At 74.9% G+C, this 11,382-nt stretch carries 12 protein-coding genes; 2 read left to right on the top strand and 10 right to left on the bottom strand.

What is annotated here, in order from left to right; all coding sequences use genetic code 11:
• Positions 1-41: 41 nt before the first annotated feature.
• The 5 genes from ACFQ80_RS11660 to ACFQ80_RS11640 form a co-directional block, all read right to left on the bottom strand.
• Complete coding sequence (locus ACFQ80_RS11660) at positions 42-1,667, bottom strand: AMP-binding protein (RefSeq protein WP_430563756.1); 1,626 nt, start codon at positions 1,665-1,667, stop codon at positions 42-44.
• 65 nt (positions 1,668-1,732) lie between these two features.
• A complete protein-coding gene (locus ACFQ80_RS11655; protein ID WP_430563755.1) occupies positions 1,733-2,950 on the bottom strand; it encodes an acyl-CoA dehydrogenase family protein in 1,218 nt (405 codons plus the stop codon).
• A 1-nt stretch (position 2,951) separates the two neighbouring features.
• The gene (locus ACFQ80_RS11650; protein WP_430563754.1) at positions 2,952-4,055 is read right to left on the bottom strand and encodes a phosphotransferase family protein; all 1,104 of its coding nucleotides are present in this window, start codon (positions 4,053-4,055) and stop codon (positions 2,952-2,954) included.
• 123 nt (positions 4,056-4,178) lie between these two features.
• On the bottom strand, positions 4,179-4,580 hold the full coding sequence (locus tag ACFQ80_RS11645) for an acyl-CoA thioesterase (RefSeq protein ID WP_430563753.1): 402 nt from the start codon (positions 4,578-4,580) through the stop codon (positions 4,179-4,181).
• A gap of 41 nt (positions 4,581-4,621) precedes the next feature.
• A complete protein-coding gene (locus ACFQ80_RS11640) occupies positions 4,622-5,341 on the bottom strand; it encodes a QsdR family transcriptional regulator (protein ID WP_430563752.1) in 720 nt (239 codons plus the stop codon).
• 99 nt (positions 5,342-5,440) lie between these two features.
• On the opposite strand from ACFQ80_RS11640, the gene ACFQ80_RS11635 reads away from it, so the two are divergent.
• Together ACFQ80_RS11635 and ACFQ80_RS11630 are read left to right on the top strand one after the other, a co-directional pair.
• On the top strand, positions 5,441-6,673 hold the full coding sequence (locus ACFQ80_RS11635; protein ID WP_430563751.1) for an acyl-CoA dehydrogenase family protein: 1,233 nt from the start codon (positions 5,441-5,443) through the stop codon (positions 6,671-6,673).
• Positions 6,674-6,754: 81 nt separating this feature from the next.
• Positions 6,755-7,981 carry an acetyl-CoA C-acetyltransferase gene (locus ACFQ80_RS11630; protein WP_430563750.1) on the top strand — a complete coding sequence of 409 codons (1,227 nt, stop codon included), beginning with the start codon at positions 6,755-6,757 and terminating at the stop codon, positions 7,979-7,981.
• 3 nt (positions 7,982-7,984) lie between these two features.
• On the opposite strand, the gene ACFQ80_RS11625 is transcribed toward ACFQ80_RS11630, so the two are convergent.
• From ACFQ80_RS11625 to ACFQ80_RS11605, 5 genes are all read right to left on the bottom strand, one after another.
• Positions 7,985-8,470 (bottom strand): pyridoxamine 5'-phosphate oxidase family protein, encoded by a 486-nt coding sequence (locus tag ACFQ80_RS11625; RefSeq protein WP_430563749.1) that lies wholly within the window; start codon positions 8,468-8,470, stop codon positions 7,985-7,987.
• A gap of 220 nt (positions 8,471-8,690) precedes the next feature.
• Positions 8,691-8,891, bottom strand: coding sequence for a hypothetical protein (locus ACFQ80_RS11620; protein WP_430563748.1), 201 nt, complete (start codon positions 8,889-8,891; stop codon positions 8,691-8,693).
• A 58-nt stretch (positions 8,892-8,949) separates the two neighbouring features.
• Positions 8,950-9,414 carry a MaoC family dehydratase gene (locus ACFQ80_RS11615; RefSeq protein WP_430551813.1) on the bottom strand — a complete coding sequence of 155 codons (465 nt, stop codon included), beginning with the start codon at positions 9,412-9,414 and terminating at the stop codon, positions 8,950-8,952.
• Positions 9,411-10,193, bottom strand: a complete 783-nt coding sequence (fabG, locus tag ACFQ80_RS11610; protein WP_430563747.1) for a 3-oxoacyl-ACP reductase FabG — start codon at positions 10,191-10,193, stop codon at positions 9,411-9,413. Before fabG ends, ACFQ80_RS11615 begins: the two co-directional genes overlap by 4 nt.
• Positions 10,190-11,305, bottom strand: coding sequence for an alcohol dehydrogenase catalytic domain-containing protein (locus ACFQ80_RS11605; RefSeq protein ID WP_430563746.1), 1,116 nt, complete (start codon positions 11,303-11,305; stop codon positions 10,190-10,192). Before ACFQ80_RS11605 ends, fabG begins: the two co-directional genes overlap by 4 nt.
• Positions 11,306-11,382: the final 77 nt, after the last annotated feature.

Below are 11,382 nucleotides of genomic sequence, written 5' to 3'. Positions count from 1 at the left end.
GTTCGTCGACGAACAGTCCCCGTTCTCGCGCCCACCACCCGTCAGGGGACGGGGGCGAAGCGGCCGGGCAGCTCGCGCTTGAGGATCTTGCCGCTCGGGCCGAGGGGGAGCTCGTCCACCACGTGCACGACGCGCGGGTACTTGAACGCGGCCACGCGCTCGCGGACCCAGGTGACGAGGGCGTCGGCGTCGAGCGTGCGCCCGTCGGCCGGCACGACGGCGGCGTGGATCTCCTGCCCGTGCACCGGGTCGGCGACGCCGAAGACGGCGGCCAGCGCGACGTCGGGGTGGGACACCAGCGTCGCCTCGACCTCGGTGGGATACACGTTGTACCCGTTGCGGATGATCATGTCCTTCTTGCGGTCGGTGATCGCGAGGATCCCGTCGGCGTCGAGGGTGCCGAGGTCGCCGGTGCGGAACCAGCCGTCGACGACGGCCGCGGCGTCCGCGTCCGGGCGCCCGAGGTAGCCCTTGAGCAGGTTGTGCCCGCGCACCACGACCTCGCCGAGCGCGCCGGGCTCGCTCAGCAGGTGCACCTCGTGGTCGATCACCGCGTCGGCGACCGCCACGTCCACGCCCCACATCGGCCGGCCCACCGTGCCGGGCCGGATCGGCTCGAAGACCGTGTTGAAGGAGACGCTGGGGGACGTCTCCGTGAGGCCGTAGCCCTCGTGCACCTCGGCCCCGAAGGCGGTGGCGAACTCCTCGAGCACGCTCACCGGCAGCGCGGCGCCGCCCGAGACGGCGTACCGCAGCGGCGGCCGGGCGTCGCTGCGCCGGGCAGCCTCCAGCATCCCGACGAACATGGTCGGGACGGCGGTGAACACCGTGGCCCGGTGCGCCACGAGGAGCTCGAGCGCCTGGTCCGGGTCGAACCGGGGGAGCAGCACCACCGACGCGCCGACGCGGAACGCGCAGTTCATCACCGCCATCTGGCCGAACGCGTGGAACAGCGGGAGCCCGCCGAAGACGACGTCGTCGTGCCGCAGGTCGAAGGAGTCGATGAGGGAGCAGTGCACCTGCTCCACCGCGGCGAGGTGCGAGCCGACGGCACCCTTGGGCAGCCCGGTGGTGCCGCTCGTGTAGAGGATCGTCGCGGCCGACGTGGGATGCACCGCCGTGTGCCGCTCCACCGGGGTCGCGGCGGCGGCCTCGTCCTCGAGGCGGGGGAGGGCGAGCCCGCCCTGCTCTGCGGTGGGGGCGAGCACCGTGACGAGGGGCACGCCCGCGCGCTCGGCGGCGGGCGCGGCCTCGGCGAGCAGCGGAGCGGCCGCGACCACGACGTCGGCCCGGCTGTCGCGCAGCACGAACTCGATCTCGCCCGCCCGGAACAGCAGGTGGATCGGCACGACCACGGCGCCCAGCGCGAGCGTGGCGTAGTAGACGCGCGCGAAGTCGGGCACGTTCGGCACGACCATCGCCACGCGCGAGCCGCGCCCGATCCCACGGGCGGCCAGGGCGCCGGCGTAGGCGCGGGTCTGGTCCCAGAGCTCGCCGTACGTGGTGGTGGTCCCCGCGAAGTGCAGCGCCGGGTAGTCCGGGTGGCGGCGCGCCGTCTCCGCGAGCAGCGACGCCGCCGACAGCGTGCCGAAGCCGGGGCCGTCGACGGCGGAACCGTCGGGCGCGGGGCCGGGGGAGCCCGTGCGGGGGTCGGGGGTCGGGGTCATGTCCGGTCCTTTCGTCGTCGATCGTGGACGGAGGGGGCATGCCGGGCCGTGGGCCGGCCGGCGGGTCAGGCGCGCAGCTCGGCCCGCCCGAGGGAGCCGAGGTGCACCTCGTCGGGGCCGTCGGCGAGCCGCAGGGCGCGGGCCGCGGCGAACATCTCGGCGAGCGGCTGGTCGCCGGACAGCCCGGCGGCGCCGAAGAGCTGCATCGCGCGGTCGAGGACCGCCTGGACCGCGCGCGGCACGGCGATCTTGATGGCCTGGATCTCGCGCATGGCCTGCCGGTTGCCGACGGTGTCCATGAGCCAGGCGGTCTTGAGCACGAGCAGGCGCAGCGCCTCGATCTCCACCCGAGAGGTGGCGACCCACTCCCGGACCACCCCCTGCTCGGCGAGCGGGCGGCCGAACGTGGAGCGCTCGCGCGCCCGCTGCCCGGCGAGCGCCAGCGCCCGCTCGGCCATGCCGAGGGCGCGCATGCAGTGGTGGATGCGGCCGGGCCCGAGGCGTGCCTGCGCCATCGCGAACCCGTCGCCCTCGCCGCCCAGCAGGTTCGCGGCGGGCACACGGACGTCGTCGAAGGCGATCTCGGCGTGGCCGCCGTGGTCGCGGTCGTCGTAGCCGAACACGGTCAGGGGCCGCACGATCCGCACACCGGGCGCGTCGCGCGGCACGAGCACCATCGACTGCTGCCGGTGCCGGGGCGCGTCCGGGTCCGTCTTGCCCATGACGACGAGCAGCGCGGCGCCCGGGTTCATCGCGCCCGTGGACCACCACTTGCGGCCGGTGACCACGAGCTCGTCGCCGTCGCGGCGGATGCGGGTGCCGATCTGCGACGCGTCGCTCGAGGCCACCCCCGGCTCGGTCATGCAGAAGGCCGACCGAAGCCGTGCGTCGAGCAGCGGGTCGAGCCACTCGCGCTGCTGGTCGGGCGTGCCGAAGTGGGCGAGCAGCTCCATGTTGCCGGTGTCGGGCGCGGCGCAGTTGAACGCGGCCGGGGCCAGCCGGGGGCTCCAGCCGGTGAGCTCGGCGAGGGGCGCGTACTGCAGGTTCGTGAGACCCGCGCCGCGTTCCCCCGCGGGCCCGTCCCCGGGAAGGAACAGGTTCCACAGGCCCTGCTCGCGCGCGGCGGCCCTCAGCTCACGCACCACCGGCGGCGGCGACCAGTCGTCCGGGGCGGCCGCGAGCTGCGCGTCGAGCACCGGCTCCGCGGGCAGCACCCGCTCGTCGAGGAACGCGCGGACCCGGTCGGTGAGCTCGGCGGTGCGGGCGTCGGGGGCGAAGTCCATGTCAGGCCCTCCTCGCCGGCGTGGCCGGTGCGGGCACCGGTGTCGTGGGCGCGTGCGCCAGCCCGTCCTCGGCCAGCGGGTCCACGAGGGCGCCGATCCGGTCGAAGCCCTCGCCGACGGTCTCGCCCGCCCGGTAGCGGTAGTGGATGCCCTCGAGGATCACCGCGAGCTTGTACGCGGCGAACGCGCGGTACCAGGACAGGTCCGGCGGCGCGGTGCCCGACCGCGCGGCGTAGGCGTCGACGAGCGCGCCGAACTCCGGGTAGCCGGCGCCGGGGACGACGGCGCTCAGCGCGCCGTCGTCCGACCCTCCGTCGGACCCGTCGCGCGCGGTGAGGCCGCGGATGTCCCAGTACAGGCCGAGCATGCCCAGGTCGACGAGGGGATCGCCGAGCGTGGCCATCTCCCAGTCGAGGACGGCGGCGACGCGGGGGGCGTCGGGCGGCCCGGCGACGATCGCGTTGTCGAGGCGGTAGTCGCCGTGCACGATGCCGGCCCGACCTCCGGAGTCGGGGACGCTCGCCGCGAGCCGGTGCTGCAGGGCGTCGAGCCGGGGCTGGGGGCGGCTGCGGGAGGCGTCGTACTGGCGCCGCCAGGTGGCGAGCTGCCGGCCGAGGTAGCCGTCGGGCCTGCCGAAGTCCGCGAGGCCGACGGCGGCCGGGTCCACGGCGTGCAGGTCGGCGAGCACCTCGGCGAGCTCGAGCCCGAGCGCGTGCAGGCCGCCCGCCGTGAACGCGGAGTTCTGCCCCGGCCGGGACAGCACCGTGCCGGCCACGTGCTCCATGACGAAGAAGACCGTGCCGGTGACCTCACCACGGGCGGTGTCGTCCACGACGTCCACGGTGCGCGGCACCGGGACGGGGCCGTCCGCGAGGGCGGTGACGACCCGGTGCTCGCGGCGCATGTCGTGCGCGGTGGACAGCACGTGCCCCAGCGGCGGGCGCCGCACGACGAGCGGCAGGCGGGCCCCGTCGACCCGGTACGTGAGGTTGCTGCGGCCGCCGGCGATCACGCTCGCGGTGAGCTCTCCGCCGGCGAGCTCGGGGTGCTCCCGCTCCAGCCACGCCCGCAGCCCTGCGGTGTCCAGTCCGGGCACGTCGGTCATCGATGACCACCTTCCGTCGACCCGGATCGTCCCGGGGCTCGAGCGAGCATACCGCGCAGTCGGTATGTGGTGCGACCAGGTCGTCCCGGGGTGCGCGCGGGGGCTGTTCCGGTCGGTCGCCGGTCAGTCCTGGAGCGTGACGACCGCCCGCCGGACGCCATCCGGCACGGGCACCGGCCGCCGGGACGGCTCGTCGACGAACACGTGCGTGAACCGGCCGACGGCGATGGGTTCGTCGCCGCCGGCCCGGAGCACGTGCAGGTCCCACGTGAGGCTGGTGCGCCCCAGGCGCTCCACGCCGATCCCGACCTCCAGCTCCTCGGGGTACGACGCCGGGGCGCGGAACTCGCACGACGACGCGACGCACAGGCCGATCACGTCGCCGCGCGGGTCCAGCCCGCCGTGGGCGATCATCCACGCGTTCACGGCGGTGTCCATCGCGGCGTAGTAGACGGTGTTGTTGACGTGGCCGTACTGGTCGTTGTCGTTCCACCGCAGCGGGAACGGGTGGCGGGCGCGGGGCATCGGTGCTCCAGAGGTCGCAGGGGACAGGTTCGGCGGGAGGGTCAGGCGGGGGTCGACGGCACCCGCAGCAGGTGTCGGAACGCGACGGCGGCGCGGCCCACCTCGGGCGTCTCGCCCGTGATGAGGTCGGCATAGGTGAACGACTCGGAGACCCGGACCAGCAGGTAGGCGAGCGACGCCGGGTCGATGCCGCTCCCGCCCCCGCCGTCGCCGTCGAACGGCGAGTCGCCGAGATGGGTGCGCACCAGCCACTCGCAGGTCGCGAGGAAACGGTGCTGGATGGGGCTGGCCTTGGTGGTGAGCAGCCGCAGGGCGCGCGCGGGCTCGCGGGCGAGGAAGTCCCGGAAGTAGGGGGCGGCGATGAGGTCGCCCGCGAAGTGCGTGAGGAGGTCGGCGACCCGCTCCGCCCCGCGCTCGGACGCCGTCGCGCGGTCGGCCTGGACCAGCGTCGGGACGGCGAGGGACCACAGCACCTCGGTGAGCAGCGCGTCGCGGTTGCCGACCCACCGGAACACGGACGTCCGGTCGACGCCGAGGCTCGTGGACAGGGGGCCCATGTCGAGGCGCCGGCCCGCGACGAACGTCTCGCGCGCGAGGTCGAACGCGCGCCGTGCGTCGGCGTGGGCGCCGGGCGCCAGGCGCAGGGACAGCGGCGTGGGCGCGGCCTCGAGGCCGACGGTCGCGATCGGCGCGCCGTCGTGCCCGTCGTCGTGCCCGTCGTCGTGAATGGCGGTCGGGGTGCTCGTGGCGCTGTCCGGCATGACCGCAGCCTAGTGTCGCGGCTCGGGGTTCGTGCAACATCTTGGAAAATGATGCACGGGGGTGCACACTGGTCGCGTTCGACGACGATCGGAGCAACGATGACGTTCACCTCCCCGGTCCCCACGACCACCGGCACGACCACCGGCCCGACCACCGGCCCCGCGGTGCTCGACGCCGACTTCTACGGCTTCCAGGACCTGCTCACCCCCCGGGAGCAGGAGGCGGTCCTCGCCGTGCGCGAGTTCATGGAGCGCGAGGTGCGGCCCCTCGCGGACGACTACTGGGAGCGCGCGGAGTGCCCCGTCCACCTCTTCAAGCCCTTCGCCGAGCTGGGCACGGTGGGGGCGGCGTGGCCCGAGTGCGCGCCGTTCGAGAGCTCGGCCGTGTTCCGCGGCTGGATCGGCATGGAGCTCGCCCGGGTGGACTCCTCGTTCTGCACCTTCATCGGCGTGTCCTCCGGGCTCGCGATGAGCGCGATCGGCCTCGGCGGCTCGCCCGAGCAGCGCGCGCAGTGGCTGCCCCCGATGGCGAGCGGCGACGTCATCGGCGCCTTCGGGCTCACCGAGCCGCTCTCCGGCTCCGACACGGCCAAGGGGCTGCGCACCACCGCCACCCGCCACGGCGACACCTGGACGCTGCACGGCGCCAAGCGCTGGATCGGCAACGCGACCTTCGCCGACGTCGTCGTGATCTGGGCCAAGGACACCGCCGACGACCAGGTCAAGGGCTTCCTCGTCCGGAAGGGGACGCCGGGCTTCACCGCCACCAAGATCGAGCGCAAGCAGTCGCTGCGCATCGTGCAGAACGCGGACATCGTGCTCGACGGCGTCGAGGTCGCCGAGGCCGACCGGCTGCAGCGCATCGACCGCTTCCGCGACGTCGCGCAGGTGCTGCGCGTGACCCGCGACGGCGTGTCCTGGCAGGCGCTCGGCACCATGGTCGGCGCCTACGAGGCGGCCGTGGCCTACACGAGGCAGCGCGAGCAGTTCGGCCACCCGATCGCCAGCTACCAGCTGATCCAGGACAAGCTCGCCACGGCGTACGCGAACGTCACCGCGAGCTTCGCCATGTGCGTGCGCGTGGCCCAGCTGCAGGACGCCGGGACGCAGCGCGACGCGCACGCCGCGATGGCCAAGTCCTTCGTCACCACCCGCATGCGCGAGACCGTCGCGCTGTGCCGCGAGGCCTGCGGCGGCAACGGCATCACCCTCGACACCGGCGTCGCGCGGTACTTCGCCGACGCGGAGGCCGTGTACACGTTCGAGGGCACCCGGGACATGAACAACCTCATCGTGGGCCGCGAGATCACCGGCCACGCGGCGTTCGTCTGAGCGGCCCGCCCGCCACCTCGCACCACCGAGCCGCACCGACCGCCCGACCGCCCGACCGCACCGACCCCAAGGAGACACGACATGACCGAGGCGTACATCGTCGCCACCGCGCGCTCGCCGATCGGCCGCGCGCACAAGGGCTCGCTCAAGGACGTCCGCGCCGACGACCTCGCCGCGCGGATGGTGGCCGCGGCCGTCGAGCAGGTGCCGGGGCTCGACCCGGCGCGCATCGACGACCTGCTGCTGGGCTGCGGGCTGCCCGGCGGCCGGCAGGGGATGAACATGGCCCGCGTCGTGGCCGTGCTGAACGGCTGGGACTCCGTGCCCGGCACCACCGTGACCCGCTACTGCTCCTCCAGCCTGCAGACCACGCGCATGGCGTTCCACGCCATCAGGGCGGGGGAGGGCGACGTCTTCGTGTCCGCCGGCGTCGAGTCCGTGAGCGGAATGGCCGTCGGGTCGAGCGACGAGATCCCCGGCGTCGACCTCACCAACCCCCGCTTCGCCGACGCGCTGGAGCGCACGGCGAAGCGCGCCGTCGGCGGCGCCGGGACCTGGACCGACCCGCGCGCCGACGGGGCCCTGCCGGACGCGTACGTCGCGATGGGGCAGACGGCGGAGAACGTCGCGGACCTGCGCGGCATCTCGCGCCGCGACCAGGACGAGTTCGCGGCGCGCAGCCAGCAGCGCGCCGAGGCGGCGATCGCCGACGGCTTCTGGGCGCGGGACATCACGCCCGTCACGCTCGACGACGGCACGGTGGTGTCCGCGGACGACGGCCCGCGCCCCGGCACGACGGTCGAGAGGCTCGCGACCCTCGACCCGGTGTTCCGCCCCGACGGCACGGTCACCGCGGGCAACGCGTGCCCGCTCAACGACGGCGCCGCGGCCGTCGTCGTGGTCTCCGGCCGCGTCGTCGACGAGCTCGGCCTGACGCCGCTGGCGCGCATCGTGTCGACCGGTGTCACGGGCCTGTCGCCCGAGATCATGGGCCTGGGGCCGGTCGGGGCGAGCCGCCAGGCGCTCGCCCGCGCGGGCCTCGGGATCGACGACATGGACCTCGTCGAGATCAACGAGGCGTTCGCCGCGCAGGTCATCGCGTCGGCCCTCGAGCTGGGCATCGAGGACGAGCGGCTCAACGTCCACGGCGGGGCCATCGCCGTCGGGCACCCGTTCGGCATGACCGGCGCCCGCATCACCTCGACGCTCATCAACGGGCTCGAGGTGTCGGGCGGCCGCTACGGGCTGGAGACCATGTGCGTCGGCGGCGGGCAGGGCATGGCGATGGTGCTGGAGCGGGTCGGGTAGCGCTCAGAGCCACTCGCCGTCGCGCATGAGGGTGCGGCCGGCCAGCTCGTCCACCTCGCGCCAGGCCTGGACGCGCCGCGGGAGCAGCACGAGGTAGACGTCGTGCTCGCCGCCCGGGCGCGGGTCCCAGTCCGCCTGCGCGGCGTAGCCCTCGGCGAGCTCCGGCGGCGCCTCCGCGACCCGGACCGAGCGCTCGAGGACGGCGTCGATCATGACGACGTCGCGCGTCGCTCCGAGCGAGAGGCGCACGGTGCCGGTGGCGAGCAGGTTGCGGCCCGTCCGCGACGTCGCCTCGAGCGCGAGGACGACCCGGTCGTCGACCCACGCCAGCGAGAGCGGGACCAGGTAGGGCACGGGCGTGCCGTCGGGGGACACCGAGGCGGTGGCGACCCACACGTCCCGCGCCGGGGTGCGGAGGATCGCCAGGGTGTCGGCCCGGCGCTGGTCGCGCGGGCGGGGACCGGGGGCGACCTGCGGGTTCGTCGTCATGGCAGCATCCTGCCCGACCGGTGCCCGTTCATGGCGTAGTGGACGTGCACGAGGATCAGTGACAGGCGCTCGTTCCCGTCCGTGCAGCGGGTGCAGCCGGTTGGCCGAGTCCATGCGTGCCCTCGGCCTCTGGCACACGGGGTCCAGGAGGCCGAGGTCGCGCACGAGCCGGGCGTTGCGGTCGACGACGGCGTGGGCGTCGGCAGGGTGACGTACCTCGTCACGCGAGTCGTTCCAGAGCCTCGCCCCAGGAGTCCATGGCGTCGGTGATGTAGGCCTGGATGTTCTCGTCGCCCGCCTCGTCGAGAAGCCGTTCGAGCGCCTCGCCCCGGGTCATGTGCTGCGCCTCCGCGCGCGCCTCGAGTCGGTCGCGCACCGCGGTCGGCACCTTGATCGTCGTCATCTCCACCGGCGTGGTCATACCGTGAGGATGACCCCGCGCGTCCTGCCCGACCGCTCTGGCCGGGCAGGACAGGTGCTCACACCTCGGGGACGTACAGCGCCAGCGTCTGCGCGACGAGCGCCGGCTTGTCGACCCCCTCGATCTCGACGGTGACGGTCGAGGCCAGCCGCACGCCCTGGGCGACGGTCTCGGCGCCGGTGAGCTCCGTCGTCGCGCGGACGCGCGAGCCGACGGGCACGGGATGCAGGAAGCGCACCTTGTCCAGGCCGTAGTTCATCGCCATCGCGACGCCGCCCACCTCGACCAGCGACGACGCCAGCCGGGGCAGCAGCGACAGGGTGAGGAACCCGTGCGCGATCGTCGTGCCGAACGGGCCGTCGGCGGCGCGCCACGGGTCGACGTGGATCCACTGGAGGTCCTCGGTGGCGTCCGCGAACGCGTCGATGCGCTCCTGCGCGATCGTGAACCACTCGCCCGTGGCCCGCTGCCCGACGGCGTCGGCCAGCGCGGCGGGGGAGGAGACCTGGATGGCCGCGGTCACGCCTTCGGCCCGCCGGCGACGTAGAGCACCTGGCCCGAGACGAACGACGCCTCCTCGGAGCAGAAGAACGCCACGGCGGCGGCGATGTCCTCCGGCCGGCCCACGCGGCCGACCGGCACGTCCTTGGCCGCCGCGGCGTGGAACTCCTCGGGCGTCATGCCGATGCGCTCGGCGGTCTCGGCGATCATGTCGGTGGCGATGACGCCGGGCGCCACGGCGTTGGCGGTGACGCCGAACTTGCCCAGCTCGATCGCGAGCGTCTTGGTGAACCCCTGCATGCCCGCCTTGGCGGCGGAGTAGTTCGCCTGGCCGCGGTTGCCGAGCGCGGACGTGCTGGACAGGTTGACGACGCGGCCCCAGCCCGCGGCGACCATGTGCGCCTGCACGGCCCGCGTCGCGACGAACGCGCCGCGCAGGTGCACGCGCAGCACGGCGTCCCAGTCGTCCTCGGACATCTTGAACAGCAGGTTGTCGCGCAGGATCCCGGCGTTGTTCACCAGGATCGTCGGCGCGCCGAGCTCGTCCGTCACGCGCGCGACGGCGGCCTCGACGGCCGCGGCGTCGGCGACGTCCACGCCGAGGCCGACGGCGCGCCCGCCGCCGGCGACGATGTCGGCCGCGGTCGCGGCGGCCTGCTCCTCCAGGAGGTCGAGGACGGCGACGGCGTGGCCGTCGGCGGCCAGGCGGCGGGCGGTCGCGGCCCCGATGCCGCGGGCGGCCCCGGTGACGACGGCGACGCGCGGGGTGGCGCGCGAGGTGGAGTCGGCGGTGGCGGTCATGCGGTGATCCTCTCGTCGAAGGTGATGAGCTGGCGCAGCTCGGCGCCGGCGGCGAGCCGGTCCAGGGCGGCCGGCAGGTCCTCGAGCCCGATGCGGGCCGAGACGAGTGATTCGAGCGGCAGGCGGCCCGCCCGCCAGAGGTCGACGTACCGCGGGACGTCGCGGCTCGGCACGGACGACCCGAGGTAGGAGCCCACGACCGTGCGGGCCTCGGCCGTCAGGGTCAGCGGCGCGACGGACGCGCGGGCGTCGGGGCCGGGCAGCCCGGCCGTCACGGTGGTGCCGCCGGGCGCGGTGAGCGCCAGCGCGGTCTCGAACGCGCGCGCCGACCCGGCGGCCTCGACGACGACGGGCGCCCGTGCGCCGTCGTCGAGAGCCATGGCAGGCGTGGCGGCCGCGGCGCCGAAGCCGCGCGCCAGCTCGAGCTTGGCGGGCACCGGGTCGACGCCGAGCACCTCGTGCCCCAGGGCGAGCGCGACGAGCAGCGCGGCCATCCCCACCCCGCCGAGCCCGACGACGGCCACGCGGTCGCCGGGAGCCGGGCGGCCGGCGTTGATCACGGCGCCGCCGCCGGTGAGGACCGCGCAGCCCAGCAGGGCGGCGACGTCGGCGGGCACGTCGTCGTCCACCGGGACCACGGAGGTGCGGTGCACGACGGCGTGGGTGGCGAAGGCGCTGACGCCCAGGTGGTGGCGGACGGGGGCGGAGCCGCGGCGCAGCCGCACCGCGCCGCCCACCAGGGTGCCGGCGGCGTTGGCGGCGCTGCCGACCGTGCAGGGCAGCCGGCCGTCGGTGGCGCAGGCGGCGCAGCTCCCGCACCGCGGCAGGAACGTCAGGACGACGCGGCGGCCCGGGGCGACGTCCTCGACGCCCTCGCCGACCGCCTCCACGATCCCGGCGGCCTCGTGGCCGAGGAGCATGGGGACGGGGCGCTCGCGGCTGCCGTCCACGACGCTCAGGTCGGAGTGGCACAGCCCCGCGGCCTCGATGCGGACCAGGAGCTCGCCCGGCCCGGGCGGGTCGAGGTCGAGCGTGCTGGTGCGCAGCGCTCCGGAGGAGGCGTACGGCGGGGGTGCTCCGGTGCGGTCCAGCACGGCGCCCACGATCTGCACGGTCGACCTCCTCGTCGATGAGGGCCCCAGTCTGCTCCCGGGCGCCCGTCCTCCCGACATACCGACTACGCGGTATG

Origin of the sequence: Isoptericola sp. NPDC056578 (assembly GCF_042793275.1) — a bacterium.
In the GTDB taxonomy this organism is placed as follows: Bacteria; Actinomycetota; Actinomycetes; order Actinomycetales; family Cellulomonadaceae; genus Isoptericola.
The sequence above is the reverse complement of the archived record's forward strand: the minus strand, read 5'-3'. Positions and strand labels throughout refer to the sequence as shown.